Here is a 21,087-nt window from a genome sequence, read left to right on the forward strand (position 1 = left end):
CATCTGCACCTCATCAGGAATTGCAGGATTCACGCATCAATATGCCAGGTCCCTGCAATTCCCACAACACCATTTCCGACTCAAAGCCCCACTGTAGAAGGCTCCGCTGATTGTTCAGGGTCGACTACTTAGGCTGCTGCCGGGATGACCCGTTTCGGGATTCCAGGCTTTCTGCCGGTGGTGCATTGTCATTGCCGACGGGACACGCCGGCAATTACCACTGTATTCGCTCACCACATGTGGATGAATAAGGCTGCGGGCCTAAAAGAGGCTCGGGGATTGCCCTATTAAGTGGGCGGACTCCGCTATATTGGCTCTCGCTGAAGAATGCCATTAAAACCGAAACATCAGTAACTCAAGCAATGAATATTGCCAAAATTGAGTTCAATACCGGCTCTTTAGGTGTAAATGAAGTGAAGCATACCGGGATTATTTTGATATATCTGTGAATAGTTTGTGATTGAGCATTATTCGAGACGGCATCGCAACGTCCAAGATGCTTGACCCGTCTTTGCCCGCGCAATCGCTCGTAATTGCGCGTCATCAGGTATCCGACCTCGAAGCCGTCTGCGCACCAAAGCGAAGCAGCTTTCCCATCCGGCGCAGCCATGCGCGCCGCGAGGGCGTTGGACGTGTACCGGCCGCGCTCCCTGTACCGCGCACAAATCGCACGGCTCCTTCCTTCGAATACAGCCTCACGCCCCCCTTCAAGATTCCTCCTGGTCGCTCATCTAGTCAGTCTTGGTAACAATTCTCCGCCGTAACTCAGCGGCTATCGGAAAAAACAAAAAAGCAATTTTCGGTAACGTAGCGCACCTATACCGAGTTCTAAGTGAAAGAGTTCTAAAGCTATCAAAACAAGTTTCGCTGTTTATTAAATCGTTTTTCTGTCAATTAAATTACAGACCAATTTCGAGGAGGCTACACCTCCAGAGCACAAACGACCTTCTTGCTGACTATCACATCGGGCAATGCTATCAAACTTTATCTTCGGCTCTACGTGACCTGAAGACACGGGAGAGTCTTAATTCCGCTCGAATGCGAGTGAGCATCCCTTCGGCCAACTTACTCGCCACTGCATGCCGGCATCGCGTTGGCCGCTGTCCGTACCATCTTCGAACACCGTACACACGGGCCCGCCCCTCCCGTAGAACACGCTTTGATTGAGGTCCGCCGTGAAAGACGCACATTCCCTTCTTGTCTCCGGGCGTGGCTGGCCAAGGGCCGCCGGTGGTTGCTGTTACTAGTGCGTTACACCGAAGCCCATTCCTGCCGTGATGTCTGTTGGCGTCACAGGGCACTGTCCGATAAAGGCGTCTCGTGATTCCAAGCACAGCAGGACGCGCAGGTGCTTTTAAGACTTTCGCTAACCCGTTTCAAAGAACAAGGAGATAAATATGTCTAACGGTTTCTTCAAGACAGCGGCGGCAGCCGCGATTGCGTTGCTGTCGCTGAGCAGCCTGGCCCACGCTGGGGATAACGACGCGTGCACAACCGCGACCCTGAAAGGTTCATACGGCGTCAAAGTTCATGCGCAGTCGCTTGGAATCCTCACAGGGACCGCCCCCAATCAGATGCTCCACCGCTATGCTACTCCGAACGATATCGACGCCGTCGCACTGGCGACATTTGACGGTAACGGAGCAGGCACGCAGGAAGACTTTGCGATGGTCAACGGCGCAGTAAGGTCCGGCTCACCGCCTGATTCCTTCGTGCCCAACGAAATGCTTTCGTACAGCGTGGATGCGAACTGTACCGGCGAACTGCGCATCACTTTTCCAAATTCCAAGCTTACGCAAAAAATCGTAGTCTTTGACAACGGGAATGAACTGTTCGGTGTCACGAGCGCTCAGCATATTCCGAGTGGTCCGCCTGCCTTCGATAAGACACCCTGCGACCAGGGTTGCGACATAGCAATCCAGGGAAGCGCTCATTTTGTCAGAGTCAGACAGGGGCACGAGCACTGACATCACCTTATATCTGGCTGTGAGGATCTCGTGCAAATAGGTGGCGCGTCCAAGATGCCTCTTATAGATATGGATAACTTATCGATTGAAAAGGACAGCATTCCAGACAGAGGAAGCAGTGATATCGGCACGCGCGAGATGGTGAGGTCGAATTGTCCCTTGTGAATGCGATGCATCAACTCGATGCCCGAAATCGTGGCCACGGCAGCTCTGAATCGTTTGAACCCGAGCATCACGTTCGTTCTGGACTTGATGTGACGATGGTCCTGTTCGATCAGATTATTGAGGTACTTCGAGGAGCGCAACTTCGTGTCCCCGGGAAGCAGGCCATCCTTTTTCAGCTCACGCACGGCCCGGTGCGATGCGGCATACCCATCGAGCGTGACCGTCTCCGGTGGCCGTCCATGATGTTTGATTACGTTGCTGAAAAGGGCTTTTGCGGCAGCCACATCGCGCTTTGCCCTGAGCATGAAGTCTACCGTCTGGCCGCCCCGATCCACCGCCCGGGCACCGTCACGTTGCCGAGATGATCAAGTAAGACCGCGTGATGAAAAACGCAAAACCGCTGTACCACGGCCATCGCTTTCCGGCATCGGTGATCAGTTGCGCGGTGCGTTGGTATTTCAGGTTTCAGCTCAGCCTGCGCGATATCGAAGAACTGTTGTTCGAGCGCGGGGTTACCAGAGAAGAATTGCGCCTTATATTTCCTGCACCCAATTCAACGACACCGCCCGAAATTCGCAGTTGTACCTGACGATTCCGCAAGAAATCCTTCCGCAAAATCGGTCGCACCACCTCGCAGCTGCCGTGTCTAAATCAGGTGCAAATAAGGAGCGCGGATCATGCGGACTCGAACCTTGAACATTGCTTTCGCCGCAATGGCCGGTATCTGGAGCATCAGTTCCACTGCGGCGCAACCAGACTACGCGTATACGACGACGGTACGTGTCAGCGACGGCAAGACGCTGAGCTGCGCAGTGAATGAGCCACTGGCTGATGCATATTCGTCGGACCAAATGCTCACCCGACGCGAGCAACGTGAAGCCGACGTGCTGGCGACCCAGCCTTTGCGAATGCTCAGCGGGCCGTCTTCCGAGTATCCGACGCCCTATACTGCGCCGTTTGTGAATTGCAAGTCGGTCAGTTGATGCGATAGCCGCATCTGCGGGCTTCAGCGCGAACGGGACGCACGATTCACAAGCGTGCGTCCTGTTCGCGGGGGGGACGCGTTTGACTGTCGGCAAGCGCATGTCTTCTCCCCCTTGAACTTACGCTTAGAACCGCGTGCGGATACCCGTTGTCAACTCGAGCTGATTCGACGCGCCGAACGTGCTCGCGACCGTATAGCCGCCGTGCAGTCGCATGTAGTCGCCAGCCAGATAAAGTTCCGTCCGCTTGGACAGGTGATAGAACGCCGACCAGTACAGCGTTTCCTTATACCCGTTATGCAGGCCCGAAGCTGGATCGAATGTGCCGATGTTGGCATTCGGAATGTCACCGTCCGCGTTATAGGCGGCATTCTTGACGCGCATCTGTTGATAGCCGAGTTCGTAATCCAATGGACCCTTCGGCGCGATCTTCAGCGATACCGTCCACGCATCGTCATGCCGTTGTCCGAGCGCACCCTGATCGCCGAGATAATGGAAATAACCTGCATTCAAACGGACAATACTGAACGCGTAATTGCCACCGACCGAATAAGACTGGTTGGTATTGCCAGCTTTGTTCGCGTGACTGTAGAAAGCGGATATCGCGAACGGCCCACCGTTATAGCCAATGGCTGCCTGATAGTTCGAGCCAGTCGGAAATGTCGTGGTGTTGCCGAACGCATAACCCGCCGCGAAGAACAGACCATTATCGAAGAGCTTCTTCCACGCTACGCCGTTGTTGTAGCGCGTGCCTGTTGCACTCGCTGCATAGAAGATCATCTGCTTGAAGTTGTTCGCGTTCGTCCAGCCTCCCTCTTCCGTGGTCAGCTTCGCGTTGCCATAAGGATCGCCATAAATCGCTGACGCATCGCGCGCAATGGTGTTCTGGAAGCCGAACGTCAGCTTGCCGAAGCGGTCGTCCTGAAGGCCGACCCATGCATCGCGGTCGAAGATCTGACCGGGGTCTTCCATCTGGCCATCGCTCACGCGGTACTCGCTTTCGAGCCGGAAAATGATTTTCGAACCGCCGCCGATATCTTCCGCGCCTTTGAGGCCCCATCTGCTTCCGCTGAACCAGGGTTCCCCATCAATGCCCATGCCCACTACGTGATTACCTTTTTCGTCGGCGTGAGTGACGTAGCTGGGCACACTCAGATCGATCAGGCCGTATAGCTGAACGCTCGACTGTGCATGTGCGCCTGTCGCCGCGATCGCACCGGACGCGAGAGCCAAGGTCAAGTGCCGTTTCTTCAAGATTGTCTCCTCTGTTTGCCGCGTTGAGATTGTGTTTCCTTGTATGGTCCTGGTCCGTTGACAGAACCAGAACTTGTCTCAATGCTAGCGAGGCCAATCCTTCAAGGCGCTATCACGATCATCTTGGATTTCTAAGTACATTTACCGATATCAGTGCGCTCCTCGTTGATCAGGAATCCCGCGTCCGCAAGATATAGCCAAGTCCTCTCAACGTCATGATTTGCGCAGTCGAAGCGGAAAGATGCTTGCGCAGACGATGGATATAGATATCGACGGCATCGACGCTCGGTTCATCGTCGAGACTGAATGCGCTCTCCATCAGCGTCGCCTTCGATACTGTCTTTCCTTGCCTCAACATCAGCGTTTCAAGAATCGCATGTTCTCGCCGACGCAATGGAAGCGGGGTATCGATGTGACGGAATTCCCGCGTATTGAACTGATAGTGCAAATCGCCGCAAATCAGCGACACGGCCTTCTCAGTGCACTGGCGCCGCACGAGCGCCTTGATGCGCGCGACAAGTTCGCGCGCATCGAACGGTTTGACGACATAGTCGTCTGCGCCTGCTCCAAAGCAGTCGACCTTGTCGTCTATCGACCCGTGGGCGGTCAGCATCAGGATGGGCACGTTGTTACCGCGCCGTCGCAAGCGTGCCAGCAAATCCTTTCCGCTCATGCACGGTAAGCGCATATCGAGCAGCACGACGTCGTAGCTCTGATTTCCCGATATCGCCTCAGCCCGCTCGGCATCGGGCACACTATCCACGATGAAGTTCTCCGCGCGCAACAGGTTGACGATCCAATGCGCGAGGTCCGCGTTATCTTCCACCAGCAGTAGCTTCATTGTGATGTCCTCAACTACGCCATGCGGGCATTCGCACGGTAACGACGAGACCCGTGTAATCCTCGCCCTGCCCCAGTACGACCGAGCCGTCATGCAGGTGGGCGATCTCGCGCACGATCGACAGGCCAAGGCCTGTTCCTTCGACACACGTCGTGCTGCGATAGAACCGCTCGAACACATGCGCGCGCGCTTCGGCGGGAATGCCGGGACCGTTATCGATGACCTGGAGCACGGCATCGTCGCCTTGGCGAGTGCATAGCGCCGTCACACGGCCACCGTCCTGTGTATAGCGGATCGCGTTATCGATGAGATTCGCGACGAGCGCATGCAACAGGTTTGCGTTACCCTCGACGTGCATGTCGTTTGCAAACTCCGCGCCCAGATCGATGCCACGGCGATGCGCGGCCACGATAAGTTCTTCGAGCACCGACGCGACCACTCCAGACAGATCGACCCGCGTATGGACGTGCGCCGGTGCAGCTTCCGCCTGTGCCAACAGCAGAAGCTGATTCGTCATGTCCGTCATCTTCTGCGTGCTGCGTCGCATGCCGCCAAGCGCAGCGACAACTTCGGGATCGTGGTGTTCGCGCCGGGACGCATACTGGATCTGCGTATCGAGCAGCGTCAACGGTGTGCGCAACTGATGCGCGGCGTCCGCGATAAACTGACGCTGCCTCGCGGTATGAACCTTCAGCTGCGCAATACATTGATTGATTGCATCGACGATGGGACGCAGTTCCCATGGCAGCCCTTCTGCGCGCATCGGTTCGATTTGCATTGGCTCGCGATCGGTGACGTCGTTCTTGAGCTTCATCAACGGACGCAACTCGACGGTCAGGCCGAGCGGCACCAACGCCGCCACCAGGGCAAGCATCAGACATTCGCGAAGAAAATGCGGGCGCCAAAGCTGTTCGAGCATCGCGCGACGTGAAACCTGTGTCTTGCCGACCACGACCGTGACAGGCTCGACCTTGCCGGAGTCGTATAACTGGCGCGTGTACGCGACCACTCTGATGTCATGTCCATCCAACGTCGAATCGTAAAACACGGGCTGCGTCGATTCTCGCAACGGTAATGCGAGATCGGGATTGCCGCCGAGCAATCGCTTTCCGGCGGAAACAATCTTGTAGAACACCTGATCCTGATACGGCGACTCGAATATTTCGAGTGCAGCGGGCGGAACATCGGCATTGAGCCGACCTTCGACCCAATCGATATCTTCGCCAATCGTGCGAGCGGACGAAAGCAATGCCGCATCCTGAACTACAGTGGCAGTACTACTGGCCGAGTCGTATGAAATGAGCGCTGTCGCCACCACGAATGCCGCCAGCGGCAAGATCAACCACAACAGCAATCGCGCGCGCAAACTCAGCGTCAATTTGAACTCCCTGTTTCATTCATCGACGCCCACCGCCGAAATATCGCGCGTGCCCCGCGTCTATGGCGCGATTCTACGAGGCTCAACCCTTCTCATTACTTTCGCTGCACGTTGAATCTCGTACGGGATTTCCACTATTACGATCCTTCTCTTTGTGCACGCAGACGCGCACGATAGTCTTTGGACGATTTCAACCAGATGATTTCTGAAGAACACCTTAAGGCATCGACGAATCAAACTACCCGATCTTTGTGTTCGACAGCGGCCTTGCGAGCACAACGATGCGAACGGCAGAATGTGTCGCGGTTGTCCGTTTGACGGCCCGCCTGGCGGGAAACATGAACGACGGAGAGCTACATATCCGTCGGCGCGCGCGAAATGCTCTTCTCCAACTTCTCTCGAAGTGAAGGGGTAGCCACAACTGCCTATCGCTTCAGATGCTCGCACTGGGCGCTGAATTTACGAATGTCTTTCGCGGGCGCGCGCCCTAAACGAACCTAACGCAGTCCGCTGCGCAGCGTCTCACGGTACGCGAGGGCTGCAAGCAGCGTGCACAACCCCGCGCCCGTCACGAACCAGGCAGGCGATTGCAGGTCGCCGGTACGCGAGACCAGATACGTTGCGATGAACGGCGCAGTGCCGCCGAGCAGCGTGACGGGAATGTTGAGGCTCACCGACAACCCGGTATAGCGCAGCTTCGTCGGCATGATCTCGGCCATCGCGCACAATGCGGTTGCCGAATGCGGTGCGAATACGATGCTCATCAGACACAAGCCCGCAACCGTCTTGCCGAAGTCGTGCGGGTCGAGCAGATGGAACGCCGGGTACGTAACCAGCATGATCGCGAGCGAACTGGCGATCATCAGCGGACGGCGGCCAAGCACATCGCTCAGATGTGCGAAGAACGGCAACAGACAGCAATAGAAGACCAGGCTGTACAGGTTCGCGCGCTGCGCGTCAGCAAGCTTGAAACCGAGTACTGCGGACAGGTACGTCGGCGAATAGATGTAGTAGATGTAAATGCACGCTGACGGCGCCGAGATCAGCCCCATGCCGATCAGAATTGGCTTCCACTCGTTGCGCAGCCCGGTCAACAGCGGCGCGCGCTCGACTGCGGCCGTCTGTTGCACGGACGCGAAATGCGGCGTTTCCTCGAGCTTGAGCCGCAGATAAAGGCCGACGAAGCCGAGCGGCAAACCTGCAAAAAACGGCAGGCGCCAGTCCCACGCGCGCAGATCTTCCGTCGACAGCGACGCGGTGATGATCGACGCAACGCCGCCGCCTACCAGCAACGCCAGGCCGATCGTGAACGTCTGCCAGCCGGTATAGAAGCCTCGCCTGCCAGGTGGTGCGTATTCGGCAATGAACGATGTCGCGCCGCCGTATTCACCGCCGACCGAAATGCCTTGCACGAGACGCGCGGCCGTGAGGATCACGGGTGCAGCGAGACCGATCGAACTGTAGCTGGAACGCGAGTTGTGCGCGCGCGTGATGTTCGTGTCGGTGCGGATCATCGAGGAGCGACTCGCCGAACACTTCGGCGTGAGCCGCACAGTCGCGCGGGATGTGCTCGCCCGCATGCACAGTGTCGGGCTGGTCACGAAGGATTCGATGGGGCGCTGGATTGCAACGCGCGTCACGCCGGACAAGACCCATCATCTGTATGAACTGCGCTGGCTGCTGGAGCCGGAGGCACTGCAGCAGGCGGCACCGCATGTGAGCCGCGACTATCTGGAGCAGTTGCGCGAAACGGTGGTAGAAGCGCTAGATGGCTTTCCGCGCGAAGGGTTCGATACCGACGTGGTTGAGCACGACCTGCACATCCGATTGCTGTCGCATTGCCCTAATGGCGAAATCCTGCAGGCGCTAGCGCGCACGCGGATGCTGTTTGTGCCGACCCGCTATCTGTTCGATCCTGTGCTGCGCATTCCGCTTACGTCGATCGAAGATGCGCTGAAAGAACACCGGACCATCTACGATCTGCTGCTTTCGAAAAAGCCCGCGAAGGCGGCGGCCGCCCTGCATGACCACCTGAAGCAGGCCGACGCGCGCTGGCTTCAACGCTTTGAAGGCGCGGCAAACGCGACGCTCGCGGAATTGCCGCCGTACTTGACGCGATTGTGATGAGCGCATTTTTGAACCGCGACTCACGCTTGTCATAACGGCGGACCACTTGAAGATCGTCCAGCCCAAGATCGGTGGCGCCGAAGCTACCGTTCTCTCGTTGCGAGAAATACGGAACGTGAATCGTGTCGTAAGACCGAAGCAAAAGGGCAGCTTCGACTGTGGAGCACTTAGGCTTCTGCGCGAAGAGGTATGGTTCGAGTACGGCTCTACATTTCGTTTTTCGATCGTGCAGTTCCGCAGTTAAAAAGCGCTAAAGCATCAGCCTCACCGCCTCCGGCTCGTCTGGTTCGAACCAGTCCGGATTCAGTTGCGCTACCGGCCCGAGCGACACCAGAATCTCTCGCAGATGCGCGCGCATCGCGTTTTCCGCGGCGTCGGGATCGTGCGCCTTCAGGCCGCTCACGATCAGCGCATGCTGCTTGATCAGCAGATCCAGCGGCGACACTTCATGCAGGCTCAGATAGCGGACCCGGTCCATCTGCGCCTTGATGTCCTGGATCGTCTCCCACGCCGCAACGCAATCGATGGACTGGGCGATCAGAAAGTGAAACTGCTCGTCGCAGGCGAGAAATGCGGCCGTGTCGTTGAGCTTTGCCGCCGCCTTCTGCTCGCGCAGGTTCGCGGCGAGCTCCGCCAGTTGGGCATCGGTAATGGCCTCGGCCGCCTTGCGCACGACGGCAGCTTCGATCGCCTCGCGGATGAAACGCCCCTCGCGTACCTTGCGCGGGGAAATCCGCTTCACGAATGTGCCGCGCTGAGGCAACACCTGCAGCACGCCGGCCTCGACGAGCTTGATGAATGCTTCGCGTACGGGTTGACGGGACACCTGAAACATCTCCGACACCTCTTTCTCTGAAAGCGGTGTGCCGGGCGCAAGCAGGCCGGTAAAAATTGCCTCACGCAACGAGCGGAAGATCTGCTTGCCGATCGGCTCGTGCGATTCGACGGACAAACCCGCGAGCGCGCCGCCACCACGACCGGCCCGCAGGCGTGGCGAAACGGTTCCAGCGCTTGACGAACTCGGGCTTATAGCGTCGCACCCAACGCAGGATCGTCGTGTGAGCAAGCGACAACCCTCGCTCGGCCATCATCTCGACGAGATCGCGCAGGCTGAGTTTGTAGCGCAGATACCAGCGCACACAAAGAATGATCACGTCGCGGTCGAAGTGACGACCCGCAAACAGGCTGTCCAGATTCTTCCGTTTGCTCATCGCGGGCTCTCAAATTCGTCAGCCCGCCACTCTAACCGATTCGTTGAACACTATTTGCACCACAGCCCACGCCTGAACAATCGCGCCGAAAACAGCCACCCGTCGACCCGCAGGCGCGAGCGCCAGCTGAGTGGGTTTCGCGATGCGCTCCGCACGCAGGCGTTTCTCTCATGTTTTGGCCCGATCCGGCGGCACTTCGCGTTGCCCAGACATCAGATGAACGTGGCACGTCATCGCGCCATACTCAAAGAACGCTTCGCCAACTGGCACGATTGGACCGTCGCTACCGTTGTCGATGAAGTTTTCTGATGAGGACAACTACTCGTACGTCGCACAGATAGTCCGGGCCCCTTAACCTGACAGAGCCTTTCCCACTCAAACGCGAGGCATAGGCCAAGACGTCCTCGCTATCGTTTGCCCTGCACTTCGTGCAGAGCAACGATCGATTCGCCTAACTGATCGACTACCCGCGAAAATCTGCCATATTGATTCTCACGAGTAACACCTCTCATGCTTTGTGGTCACGGAGAAATCTAAAGAACTGCACGCCCTCTTGCAGTCGCCGTTTCATCATCTCCCAACTCACCAGCATCTCACGAACAATTTCCCATATTTTCGATGGCCTAAAATAAAAGCGCTTGTAGAATTCTTCCACACCGAGAAAAATCTCTTCGCGAGACAGGTGCGGATAGCCGATCGTCGAAAGCTGGGTACCCGCGGAATTGACGAGCGTGATGACCTTGCTCTCTTCCAGCCACCCATTCTCGATAGCCTGCTTATGAAGAACCGTTCCCGGATAGGGTGCAGCGAGCGACACCTGGATCGTGTGCGGGTTGATCTCTTTTGCATATTGGATCGTCTTCTGTATTGTTTCGTGTGTTTCCCCTGGAAGCCCGAGAATGAATGTGCCGTGGATCTTGATACCGAGCTTGCGGCAATCTTCACTGAATTGCCGTGCCATATCGGTGCGTAGTCCCTTCTTGACGTTCACAAGGATCCGGTCGTCGCCAGATTCGTAGCCCACGAGCAATAGCCGCAACCCGTTCTCTTTCATCACTTTCAGCGTTGAATACGGTACATTCGCTTTTGCGTTGCACGACCACGTCACCCCTAGTTTGCCAAGACCTCGAGCGATCTCCTCAGCCCGCGGCCTCAAATCAGTGAAGGTATCGTCGTCGAACATGATCTCCTTGACTTCAGGCATATTGTCCCTGATCCATTTCACTTCTTCGAGGACGTGCTCGACGGACCGCGTACGATAGCGATGCCCCCCGACTGTATGCGGCCAGAGACAAAAGGTGCATCGTGACTTGCAGCCTCGGCCTGTGTACAACGACACATACGGATGCTTTAGGTAGCCGCTGAAGTAATTCGTGGTCGTGAGATCGCGCTTATAGATCGGCGCAACAAATGGCAACTGGTCCATGTCTTCCAGAATCGGCCGAGATTCGTTGTGCATGATCTCGCCGTCTGGCAAACGGTAGCTCAGACCGAGAATCGACTCGAAAGGAAGTCCCTGTGCGACGTCGCGACAAGTGAAGTCGAACTCTTCGCGGCACACAAAATCGATCGCGTTACTTGCGACAAGCGAGCCGTGAGGATCGACGGCCACCTTTGCGCCAATCATCCCAATCAGGATGCTGGCGTTGCGTCGTTTTAGATGCTCCGCGAACTGCACATCGCTCACGAACGAGGGCGAGCTTGTGTGGATGATTACAAGATCGTAATCATTGGCAATATCAAGAGTTGCATCCAGTGACAGGCCATCTGCAGGCGCGTCCACGACACGGCTATTCTCAACCAGCGCAGCAGGCTGGACGAGCCATGTCGGGTACCAGAATGATCGGATCTCACGACGGGTCTGGAAACGCGAGCCCGCTCCACCATCGAAGCCGTCGAACGAAGGTGCCTGTAGAAACAGCGTCTTCATAAATGCCCTCAAAGATAATGGTTCACTCTAATGAACGCGTTGCACGTAAGGCCGCTGCTGGTGATATTGAATTGATGAATTAATTGAGTTCTTCAAACAACCAGACGGTTGCTGGATAGCCGGCGCGGACACAACGACACTGGTGTAAGGGCGCCCTGGATCTCAGCTGAGCCCGCTAAAGAATACTATGACTCACACGTTTTTGAATGTGAACCTTTTTCTTCTCACGTTGAAAAAATATTTACGTTTTAATTACTGCAGTGGACAACTACTGTATTGGAGCGAACGTCGTTACTTCGTTTGCCTCAGCAATTTATTGTGGGCCGATCGCGCGAGTCCCTCGCTCGCCCTTCGCAACATCCATGAACGTGAACGCACCCACACCAAGGAGTCGACTTCGTACGCGGCTTGACGCATACTGATTGCAAAGTTAAGACATCCGCATGCAACAGCGGAGAGGACGAAACAACGATCTTCTCGCCTGAAGTTACAACGCTTTCCGCCGCGTTATCGGGCATGTCGACCGGATGTGACGGTCAGCTACAGGTCGACGCCGATGCACATGATCACGCTGCATTATTCTAAGCTAGGAGGTAATCGATGGCGCAAAGTCCGGGCGACGCCGCAGGTGTGCCCGTTGGGAATGGCCAGCGCATCAGCCCGGCCGAATTTCTGTTGATGGCAGGCTTTCTTGCGTATCGTGCACCCTTAGCCTCGGCGGAGGCAAGATCAGCAGCCCGGCGCATATTGGTCGCCGTCCTCGAGGTGGCGAGCGCTCGCGGATTTACCCAATCAGATGTTCTCCAGGCGATGATGGCAAACGCCGAAAAGTCTTCGCGCATATGGAAACTGGCAGAGCAAGCCACCGCTGCTGTTGGTGATTCGGCCAACTATCTGCAAGTGATTCGCAGCGCTGGCGTTCTAATAGAAGAAGAATTATGAAGTCGTCCACAACAAAGGCCACCGAAATCACGGATACCCGTTCTTGATCGGGATGCGGAGTATTCGAGCGCGCCAATCGCAAGCGCCCATGATGATGCTGAGAAGGTTGAGCACCGTGGCATTCGTCAACGTGTCACCTGGTCTTTTTTGACCGCATAAAACGCAGCGCAAAACCAACGATCTTCGGGATCGTTTCGGGACGCAGCAATCGCTGGTCGTAGCCAGAAAAGCGTCGATCATTCTCTGCATGACACAGCGTCATAAGTTCGCGTAGGCCCACCTTCACGGATGACAGAGACTGCGCGCCATTTTTGGTGAAGTTGTTATCCTGCTTATGCTCCGTTCCCTCGGCATCGAGCGTCTGAGCAAGCCGCATTCGCTCCCAGATGAGAAACGCCCACACAGCCGCGACCTTTAGCTCGAAGCGAATGCGACTCCACCAGGAAAGCTTTGCCCGATGCCATGCAGCCCAGTTTGCAAAGAGCAGGATATGCCGACACTCCTCTTGCATTACCGGCTCAAAAGTATCAACGAGTTCAGGCGGAAACAGCCCCGAGCGTCGGGCAACTTCAATGAGACCGAACGCGAAGAAGCTGTCGATACACTCGCTGTAACCCGTGATTAGGTAAGCCCATTCGGTATCCTTTGGATATATGTACGGTGCTTCGCTCGTGAGTGGAATACCGTACGCAGCTACCATCCGCGAAAGCACCTCCTTGTGGCGGTTCTCTTCCCATGCATTCAGCGCAAGTGCGTCTCGTACGTCCGGCTCGCTGATGGTGCTTGCATACGCCGCCATGCGCAGTCTGGCCCGGCCCTCCGTCTGCACAGCGATGTCCCAGATCGGCAGTGAAACAATCCGCTCAAGTGCGTCAAGGTCGAGCTGAGGCCAGTCGAGGACCGAAGGGCGGTACGGACTCAAGGTTTCACGAAACATTCGGCACATCTCGCTCCGATGCACATCAGACCCTGGTCTCAGCGTACCAGTAACATTGCTTGTCTAATACCTGACCTTGCGGTCTGCGGCTTCGAACGTCGCCTGGTCGGGCTGGTGCTGCGGCAGTACAGGTGAGCGAAAACCTTGAATCAGCTGTTCGACGGCGAACCCGTCGAGGGGAGTTTCGTTCATTCTGGAGGCGCCAAGGTGAATGCAGCGCCGCAACGTGTGACATCAGATCGGTAATGACCAGACCTGATCTGATGTCACCGCGTGTCGCTTCGATTCAACCACGAATCGCTCTCATTTCCATGAGAATCACTTGCTGTTTGCGTTGCCAGTATTTAAGGCCGGTGAGCGCGGAGGGCCAAACGAACGCTCAGCCAATTGCCAGAAAATGAGTCCGGGCACGAAGAACAGTAGATCTCGCACTCTCCGCGCGCCTGCCAGTGCAAGGCAGGTGGGCGCATCGATACCTAGCATGCCCCCGATCACAACGAAGCTGCCCTCTTGCACGCCAATGTTTCCCGGCACGAAAAAGGCAAAACTGCTCACGAGCTGAATCAGTGCCTCGAGTACGAACGCGGCTGCGAAGGTCGCGTCCGACCCAAGCACATGCAACGCAATCCAGATTTCGAGCGCCAACCCAAGGCACTGCAGCGTTTGCCAGATGAACAAATAGCGCACCACGATGCCGGTCTGCCGCCAGATCAGTTTGATTGACTGATCGATGCGTGCCGACTTTCCAACGAGGGCATATACCTTACCACTCGTGACCCGGTTAAGCGTTCGCGCGGCGCGTTCAAACGGGCGTGCATGTTGAACCAGAGCAAAGAGCAAGAGGACCGGTATGATGCCGGCAAGACCCCATGCTAATCTTCCCGCAAGGCGCACGGAATCCGACGAGGCCTGCTCCAGCAGGTACCCGACGGCCACGAGCGCAAAGACGACCTGGCTGATGAGCGTGAGTTGCATATCAGCGACTAGACCTGCCACGGCGGTTGCAGGGCGCACGCCGACACGCGCGAGCAGGCGAAACGAAACGATTTCCCCGCCAATCCTCGCTACCGGCAGCAGTCCATTGATCGATTCGCGAATCCAGACGAGCTTGAGCATGGTCGCAAAGGAGGGGCGCTCCGCATCACGTATCAGCATCCGCCAATCGCATGCGTTGGGAATCATGGAAAAGACATGTGCGAGGGCAGCCAGCACCAAGCCCCCGCCTGCGGACTCCAACAGATGCAGGATCGCTACAGGATCTTCTCGCCAGATTAGCCAGCCTGCAATCATTAACCCAAGCAAGGCAGCAGCGGACCCGAGGTATTTCATCTGGATGTGGTCAGTTCAATATGAGGGGGCACCGTCGAATTGTCGATCATTTCAGGCTCGGGTCACGTTGGATGCGGGCTGACAACAATCCGTCCTCGTCAACATCGAAGCGTTCTCCGCGCCACAACACGCACGACGACAAGAAGCTTGTCACGTAGATTCCGAACTGAAGGATATCCCAGAGCGGCAACCAGAAAAAGCCGCTGCGACTCCCTCCCGTCGCGCGGTCCGTTTGAAGCACCAATATCGCGCGGCAAATGAGTGTAAGCATTATCAGCCCCCATGCCAGCGGATTTCCCAGCGAAAAGAGTGCGGCGAGCAAGGCAAGCGGGAACGGATGCATCAGAACTGCGCCGAGATGCCCCATCCGGTCTGCAGCGCGAATAGTGCGGCACCATCGCAACTCGTGAGCGATTAGTTGAGAAACGGTGATCTCAACGCAAGCATGATGTACGGTGAATGGAGGAATGGCGACCGACAAGCCGCTGCGGCGCACCGCTTCGCCAATCGCGTAATCCTCTGCGAGATGATGGCCGAACTGCACGAGACCGCCTATGCGTATCAGTGTTGTCCGTGTGGTAGCAATCGTCTGGCCAAAGCATGGTCGCGCGCGTCCAATGGACAGCCCTGTCACTACGCCGGGCAAAAAATGATAGTTGGTCATGGCGGAACTGACTCGAGGCCAGAACCCGGGCGCACACAATCCGCGATAAACAGTCGTGACCAGTCCGACACCGGGTTGCTGAAGCGCACCCACGATGTCTCGCAGAAAACTTGGGCCAACACGCACGTCGCTGTCGGAAAAACAAAGTACGTCGTGCTCTGCACGATCCAGCATGTTTGCGAGATTGGCGATTTTACGGTTGGGTCCATATACCCTGCCGTCTACCACGACGGTCACACTCCTCTGAGGAAAATGGGCCCGCAATATGTCGACCGCTTTGAGCGCGTTATCAGATTGATCATGGACACCAAATATATACTGAACCGGTCCCGGGTAGTCCTGCTCCATGAAACTCGTTAAGTTCTCCATTAGTTGCCATTCGTCACCATGCAACGGCTTGACGACGGTCACAGGTGGAAAGCAAACGGGCACAGCCTTCGGGCGCGAAAAAAACGGTCGCATGAGGAGACTGGCCAACAGGGTATATACGATGCCCAGCCCTGAGCATAGAGCACATAACGCGGCGGCAAAGGCGAGAAACAGGTGGACAACATGCAGTTGATCCATATTCCTCCGGATGATAGCGTCGTTGAGACATCAGAGTCTGCCTGACGGACGCTTAATGCAACCTTAAGGATCAGTGCTTCGGTTCTCTCGCGATAACGATTGCAAGTTGAGAAAAACCTGATATGACTAGGACTACTTATTCCACCAACGAATAGAACTGATCGGCGAAAGTTTGTCGGGCGCCGTTGGCTTTCATCTGCCCCTTAGCGATCGTGTGAGTCACCTCGATGCCACCGAGCAGGATGCGCGCGCACCGGAAATTCTTGAACCCGAGCATGGGACGGGTATGCCGTTTGATCGCGCGGTGATCCTGTTCGATGATGTTGTTCAAGTACTTCGTCTGCCGGACCTTGATGGGCGATTCGCGCTCGGCGTTGATGGCTTCCAGCGCAGCCATATTGGCCCCGCTCTTGTCGATCGTCACCGTCTCGGGTTCGCCATTCAGGGCGATCGATTTTTCGAAATACCGCCGCGCCGCAGTCTTATCCCGATGGGCGCGCAGCAGAAAGTCGACAGTGTTGCCGGCCTTGTCGACGGCGCGATACAGGTATTTCCAGTGGCCATTGACCTTGATGTAGGTCTCATCGACGCGCCAGCTCTTGCCGACGGCGCGTTTGTGGCGGCGAAACGCTTTTTCCAGCACCGGCAGCAACTTGAGGGCCCAACGATGCACGGTTGAGTGATCGACCGAGATGCCTCGCTCCGCCATCATTTCTTCCAGGTTTCGCAGGCTGAGCGGATAGGCCACATACCAGCGCACGCAAGTCAGGATGACATCAAGCGGGTAATGCAGGCGTTTGAGCACGCGGGCCACGGTCGGATTCAGCGTCTTCATCAAGCTTTCAGTCGTTCATCTCGCTCCGCGCATGATAGCGGACCTCCCTATTGCAACAGGACCGTGTACTTTCGGCACCGCAACTCACGCCGATAAGCTAGCCGTGGCAAGGAGTGGGGTTCCCACCGCGCACAAACGCGGATTTCTTCCGGGTATTCCCGATAGAGAGCCTCTAACCGGCTGCATATATTCGTTAGTACCTCACATACAGCGTAGCGAAGCAATCATCAAGGAATTGCTGCTCCAGGGGATACCACGATGAATGATGAATGCGGCCTCAAGCGCCGCCACGTGCTTCATTCGCTCATGGCGAGCGGTGTCGTTGGCCTGGCAGGCGGTTGGACGAATCTCGTGCGCGCCGCCAACGCGATCACCCTTCCGTTCGAAAACGGCTTAAGGGAACTGACGACCGACTTCCCGCAAAAGGGCGAGATGGTGCTCTTACGCAGCCGGCCGCCGTTGCTCGAGACACCGTTTTCCGTCTTCGATCAAGGAGTGTTCACACCAAACGGTCGTTTTTTCGTGCGCTGGCACCTCGCGAGCATTCCCACGCGTGTCGACGCCCGGACGTTCCGGCTGACGGTTCATGGATCGGTCGCCCGCGAACTGGATCTCGAACTCGATGACATCAGGAAAGGGTTTGAGCACGTCGAGCTCGCCGCCGTGAACCAATGCGCTGGCAACTCGCGGGGATTCTTCAAGCCGCGCGTCGCTGGTGGAGAATGGGGTAACGGCGCGATGGGCAATGCGTTGTGGACCGGCGTACGCCTCAGGGACATTCTCGATCGCGCGGGCGTGAAGGCCGGGGCCGTGCAGGTTCGCTACAGAGGCCTTGATAAAGGGGTGATTGCCGCCACACCCGACTTCATCAAGGCGCTGAGCGTCGATCATGCGCGCGACGGCGAAGTCATGGTCGCGTTCGCCATGAACGGGCAGCCGCTACCGCTTTTGAACGGTTTCCCGTTGCGGCTCGTCGTTCCGGGTTGGTATTCGACGTACTGGGTGAAGATGTTGAACGACATCGAGGTCATCGACACACCCGATCAGAACTTCTGGATGGCGAAGGCGTACCAGATCCCGGATACGCCGCACGCGAACGTATCCCCGGAACAGACCGGCGTGAAGACGATCGCGATCAACCGCATGGTGCCGAGATCATTCTTCACCAACGTCAGCGACGGCTCGGTGATCGATGTGGGCGCAACGCAAACGGTGCGCGGCATCGCTTTCGGTGGCGATTCGGGCGTAAGCAAGGTGCTCTTTTCCTCGAATGGTGGAGCGTCGTGGTCAACGGCTAGCGTCGGCCGCGACTTCGGCAAGTTCAGCTTCCGCCGCTGGGAGGCGCGTTTCATGCCCCGGAATGCCGGGCAACACGTGCTGAAGGTGAAAGCGATCAACGACAAGGGCGAGGCACAGCCGGACGAGCCGAACTGGAATCCCGGCGGCTATATGCGCAATCTGGTCGAATCGGTAACGGTTGTCGCAGCATGAGGAGAGCGCGATGAGAGTGAGATCGATCGTTCTGGCCATGTTGGCCGCAACGGGGATCGGCACGTCGTTCGCAGCTGGCCCCAACAAGCCCTCGACAAAAGCAGCTACGCAAACGGTCGAGGTTTCGCTGCCAAACGGCATATTGACTTTTCCACCCGGGCCGGGGGCCAATCTGGCCAATCAACAGTGCGTGATATGCCACTCCGTGGACATGGTGATACGCCAGCCGCCGCTTTCGTTCGAATCCTGGAAGGCCGAAGTCCTAAAGATGCGCGCGGTTTATGGCGCGCCGTTGCCTCCGGAACAGGTCGAGGACATCGCACGATATCTGACGAGGATCAACGGAACGCCGTAGCGGCGCCGCAGGCGTGACGAAACCACAGCCACCCATTTCGGTAGCCCCGACCGCACAGCCACTTCGGTGACGAACGTTATATCAAAACGATGCGTGCGCTGGGTTGCACCTCTACTTCCCTCCCCCGCAACGAATGTTCATCAAGGAAACGACGACGGCTGGTCGGCCATTGCGGACATTGGAGCGTGTTGAGTTCTACGTCGGCAATGTGGCGGCCTGCTGACGGCGGCGGCGTCGAGCCGCGGGACGGCAGCTTTGCGCATCAGCGAACTCACACTCTCGACCCACAAGGTACACACGCATTTCCCTGAAGCGGTGCTTCGCCGACATTGGAACCATCGAAATAGCTAACACACCCCCGCGATGGTGGCGATAAGTCAGACTGCGCTGCGGACCGCTCGTCGATAGCAGGGGCGCCCACACTCGCGACTGTCGCGGATCGATTACTTCCAGTCCGGCATCTGTAACGTCAAACCATGCTGCCCCTTGTAAGCCGCCACAGGTGGCTGCGACCATCCGGCGAGCAATTGCGGCGCAACGCGATAAACGTCGATGCCAAGCGGCCGACACACTTCGATCGGATCACGCGCATCAGGGCCCCACATCGGCAATGAAAGATCGCCCCCCGGACAGGTTGACAACGCGCACAGCAAATCGATCTCTGCGAAGAACTCCAGATAATCCCCCTTTTTTGCGGGACATGCTTTCATGAAGTATTTGTCCTCGAGATTCAAACCGGTGCACTGGAATACGTTCAGCACATCGTGGACGTCGTACTCTGTCAGGCCATACGGCGCGATGGCGCGCGTCAGGTTCGAATGGCAATGGAAATGGAAGTCTTCCCCTGTCAGCATGCGGTTCACGTACGGATCGCAACGTGTGCCGAGCAGGTCATGCACGCGTCCCCCGTGCTCGTCGATACCATAATTCGCGAGGCTGTCGTCGGTGATCGTCACCAACGGGCGCAGGAACGGCAGCGTCGACCACAACCTGTCGAACGTGCTCACATGAGCCGCCTGAAGCTGACGCGTGCGCGACGCCCACATCCGTTCGCGCGGATTGTGCTGGTTCCAGATATTGAGGTCCGCAACCTGCGGTCCTTCGATCGTCACAATGCGGAACACGTGGCCAGCGGGCACAGTCCACGCCCGGCCCGAGCGGATCGGAACGACGATCGACTCGACCAGCTCGCGGCTATCCTGTTCCGTCGCGATGCGTCTATAGAAATCCTTGTCGACATCGAGCGCGGAACCTGTTGTCGATTGATACGCGGAAGGGTAGTTCAGCATGAGGTCGCTCCTTGAAAAAAAGCGGTCTATGTCCACAGATTGGCACGGCGCCGCTTATGGCAACTGGTCGATGTGATGAGTCATCCTACTACCGTCCATGCGCATGTCCGTCGGAGCGGCTTGCGATGCGCGGCACGCCGCCACGGCGCACGGTCGCAATCCCGGACATAGCGCGTTCTCCAGGCCCACCCCGTGTCTGATCACGGGGCGCGGCTGCCGTCTGGACCACCGGCATGCGAAGTTGTATGTTTTGAATCGGGAGTCGTCGAATCCGCCTGCGTTCGTCGCAGGCATGGCGCGCTCTCGCATCGCCTTGCGGGGCCCGGAAAAATGATGGCACGCACGCGGATTTTCTCGTTGCTCGCGCTCGGCATCGCCGCGACATGTCTGGCAGCTGGCTTAGCGCTGCTGGTCGAATTGCTGGTCGTCAGGCGGGCGGTGAGCGACTTCAGTCTGGACGAGGTGCGTGAACAGGCGCGCATCGCGCATGACGGGCGAATTACGCTCGACGAGCGCCTCAGTCCCGCCTACCTGAAACGCTACGATCTGGACCCGCGCCAGTACACAGACAGTCAGGGCCACTTTTCGCCGACAGGCGCCGACTGGCAGCGATGGCGGCTTCGGACCAAAGCGGCCGCGACGGTAATGTGGCTTGGCCACGACCCGCCCGGCACATGGTGGATGCTGCTGCAGATCAAATGCATCGATCGCTTCCCCGAAGCACACGCCGTCAGCGAGCCGATCGTCGACGTCGCTGACGCGTGCCTGGGTCAGCCACACTGACTGGCGCGATGCTCAGCGACAGCCCTCTGTTCCGTCATC

20 protein-coding genes and 4 pseudogenes are annotated in these 21,087 nt (G+C 57.2%); 10 read left to right on the top strand and 14 right to left on the bottom strand.

From position 1 onward, the window contains the following. Window positions 1-1,397 precede the first annotated feature (1,397 nt). Entirely contained in the window at window positions 1,398-1,967 is a 570-nt protein-coding gene (locus tag VSR68_RS31640; protein ID WP_342943563.1) for a hypothetical protein, read from the top strand. A gap of 78 nt (window positions 1,968-2,045) precedes the next feature. Here the strand turns inward: VSR68_RS31640 and VSR68_RS31645 are convergent. Further along, window positions 2,046-2,473 (bottom strand): annotated as a pseudogene (locus VSR68_RS31645) (DDE-type integrase/transposase/recombinase); the annotation flags it as partial. Between the two features lie 41 nt (window positions 2,474-2,514). Between VSR68_RS31645 and VSR68_RS31650 the strand changes: the two are divergent. After that, window positions 2,515-2,646 (top strand): annotated as a pseudogene (locus VSR68_RS31650) (IS6 family transposase); the annotation flags it as partial. A gap of 178 nt (window positions 2,647-2,824) precedes the next feature. Beyond that, window positions 2,825-3,115, top strand: coding sequence for a hypothetical protein (locus VSR68_RS31655; RefSeq protein WP_342943564.1), 291 nt, complete (start codon window positions 2,825-2,827; stop codon window positions 3,113-3,115). Between the two features lie 126 nt (window positions 3,116-3,241). Here VSR68_RS31655 and VSR68_RS31660 read toward each other — a convergent pair whose 3' ends face one another. The 3 genes from VSR68_RS31660 to VSR68_RS31670 form a co-directional block, all read right to left on the bottom strand. Then, window positions 3,242-4,414, bottom strand: coding sequence for a porin (locus VSR68_RS31660; RefSeq protein WP_342943675.1), 1,173 nt, complete (start codon window positions 4,412-4,414; stop codon window positions 3,242-3,244). A gap of 124 nt (window positions 4,415-4,538) precedes the next feature. Then, window positions 4,539-5,210, bottom strand: coding sequence for a response regulator (locus VSR68_RS31665; protein ID WP_342943565.1), 672 nt, complete (start codon window positions 5,208-5,210; stop codon window positions 4,539-4,541). Window positions 5,211-5,220: 10 nt separating this feature from the next. Continuing rightward, entirely contained in the window at window positions 5,221-6,588 is a 1,368-nt protein-coding gene (locus VSR68_RS31670) for a sensor histidine kinase (protein WP_342943566.1), read from the bottom strand. Here VSR68_RS31670 and VSR68_RS31675 point away from each other — a divergent pair. Beyond that, window positions 6,509-6,703 carry a hypothetical protein gene (locus VSR68_RS31675; protein ID WP_342943681.1) on the top strand — a complete coding sequence of 65 codons (195 nt, stop codon included), beginning with the start codon at window positions 6,509-6,511 and terminating at the stop codon, window positions 6,701-6,703. The genes VSR68_RS31670 and VSR68_RS31675 overlap by 80 nt on opposite strands. Window positions 6,704-7,085: 382 nt before the next feature. Here VSR68_RS31675 and VSR68_RS31680 read toward each other — a convergent pair whose 3' ends face one another. Then, the gene (locus VSR68_RS31680; RefSeq protein ID WP_342943567.1) at window positions 7,086-8,102 is read right to left on the bottom strand and encodes an MFS transporter; all 1,017 of its coding nucleotides are present in this window, start codon (window positions 8,100-8,102) and stop codon (window positions 7,086-7,088) included. Here VSR68_RS31680 and VSR68_RS31685 point away from each other — a divergent pair. Further along, on the top strand, window positions 8,086-8,712 hold the full coding sequence (locus tag VSR68_RS31685; protein ID WP_342943568.1) for a GntR family transcriptional regulator: 627 nt from the start codon (window positions 8,086-8,088) through the stop codon (window positions 8,710-8,712). The two genes, VSR68_RS31680 and VSR68_RS31685, sit on opposite strands and share 17 nt — an antisense overlap. A 253-nt stretch (window positions 8,713-8,965) precedes the next feature. Here the strand turns inward: VSR68_RS31685 and VSR68_RS31690 are convergent, their stop codons facing one another. Continuing rightward, a complete protein-coding gene (locus VSR68_RS31690; protein ID WP_428983635.1) occupies window positions 8,966-9,781 on the bottom strand; it encodes a GntR family transcriptional regulator in 816 nt (271 codons plus the stop codon). Continuing rightward, a pseudogene (locus VSR68_RS31695) lies at window positions 9,687-9,926 on the bottom strand (IS6 family transposase); the annotation flags it as partial. The gene VSR68_RS31690 and the pseudogene VSR68_RS31695, both read right to left, overlap by 95 nt. A 63-nt stretch (window positions 9,927-9,989) precedes the next feature. Here VSR68_RS31695 and VSR68_RS31700 point away from each other — a divergent pair. Further along, a pseudogene (locus VSR68_RS31700) lies at window positions 9,990-10,235 on the top strand (IS6 family transposase); the annotation flags it as partial. 199 nt (window positions 10,236-10,434) lie between these two features. Here the strand turns inward: VSR68_RS31700 and hpnJ are convergent. Beyond that, window positions 10,435-11,856, bottom strand: a complete 1,422-nt coding sequence (hpnJ, locus tag VSR68_RS31705; protein ID WP_342943569.1) for a hopanoid biosynthesis associated radical SAM protein HpnJ — start codon at window positions 11,854-11,856, stop codon at window positions 10,435-10,437. A 600-nt stretch (window positions 11,857-12,456) separates the two neighbouring features. Between hpnJ and VSR68_RS31710 the strand changes: the two genes are divergently transcribed. Then, on the top strand, window positions 12,457-12,798 hold the full coding sequence (locus tag VSR68_RS31710) for a hypothetical protein (protein WP_342943570.1): 342 nt from the start codon (window positions 12,457-12,459) through the stop codon (window positions 12,796-12,798). 133 nt (window positions 12,799-12,931) lie between these two features. Here the strand turns inward: VSR68_RS31710 and VSR68_RS31715 are convergent, their stop codons facing one another. The 5 genes from VSR68_RS31715 to VSR68_RS31735 form a co-directional block, all read right to left on the bottom strand. Then, on the bottom strand, window positions 12,932-13,735 hold the full coding sequence (locus VSR68_RS31715) for a ferritin-like domain-containing protein (protein ID WP_342943571.1): 804 nt from the start codon (window positions 13,733-13,735) through the stop codon (window positions 12,932-12,934). 63 nt (window positions 13,736-13,798) lie between these two features. After that, the gene (locus VSR68_RS31720) at window positions 13,799-13,927 is read right to left on the bottom strand and encodes a hypothetical protein (protein WP_342943572.1); all 129 of its coding nucleotides are present in this window, start codon (window positions 13,925-13,927) and stop codon (window positions 13,799-13,801) included. 126 nt (window positions 13,928-14,053) lie between these two features. After that, window positions 14,054-15,064, bottom strand: coding sequence for a lysylphosphatidylglycerol synthase domain-containing protein (locus VSR68_RS31725; protein ID WP_342943573.1), 1,011 nt, complete (start codon window positions 15,062-15,064; stop codon window positions 14,054-14,056). A gap of 46 nt (window positions 15,065-15,110) precedes the next feature. After that, a complete protein-coding gene (gene hpnI / locus VSR68_RS31730; protein WP_342943574.1) occupies window positions 15,111-16,295 on the bottom strand; it encodes a bacteriohopanetetrol glucosamine biosynthesis glycosyltransferase HpnI in 1,185 nt (394 codons plus the stop codon). Between the two features lie 136 nt (window positions 16,296-16,431). Further along, complete coding sequence (locus VSR68_RS31735; RefSeq protein ID WP_342943575.1) at window positions 16,432-17,130, bottom strand: IS6 family transposase; 699 nt, start codon at window positions 17,128-17,130, stop codon at window positions 16,432-16,434. Between the two features lie 258 nt (window positions 17,131-17,388). Between VSR68_RS31735 and VSR68_RS31740 the strand changes: the two genes are divergently transcribed. Further along, complete coding sequence (locus VSR68_RS31740; protein WP_342943576.1) at window positions 17,389-18,621, top strand: molybdopterin-dependent oxidoreductase; 1,233 nt, start codon at window positions 17,389-17,391, stop codon at window positions 18,619-18,621. Between the two features lie 10 nt (window positions 18,622-18,631). Next, on the top strand, window positions 18,632-18,976 hold the full coding sequence (locus VSR68_RS31745; RefSeq protein WP_342943577.1) for a cytochrome c: 345 nt from the start codon (window positions 18,632-18,634) through the stop codon (window positions 18,974-18,976). A gap of 443 nt (window positions 18,977-19,419) precedes the next feature. On the opposite strand, the gene VSR68_RS31750 is transcribed toward VSR68_RS31745, so the two are convergent. After that, entirely contained in the window at window positions 19,420-20,265 is an 846-nt protein-coding gene (locus tag VSR68_RS31750) for an urea carboxylase-associated family protein (RefSeq protein WP_342943578.1), read from the bottom strand. A gap of 330 nt (window positions 20,266-20,595) precedes the next feature. Here VSR68_RS31750 and VSR68_RS31755 point away from each other — a divergent pair, with 330 nt between their 5' ends. Next, window positions 20,596-21,048, top strand: coding sequence for a hypothetical protein (locus VSR68_RS31755; protein ID WP_342943579.1), 453 nt, complete (start codon window positions 20,596-20,598; stop codon window positions 21,046-21,048). The last annotated feature ends 39 nt before the right edge of the window (window positions 21,049-21,087 follow it).

The sequence above is a fragment of the Paraburkholderia phymatum genome (assembly GCF_038900715.1).
Classification (GTDB): Bacteria; Pseudomonadota; Gammaproteobacteria; order Burkholderiales; family Burkholderiaceae; genus Paraburkholderia; species Paraburkholderia phymatum_A.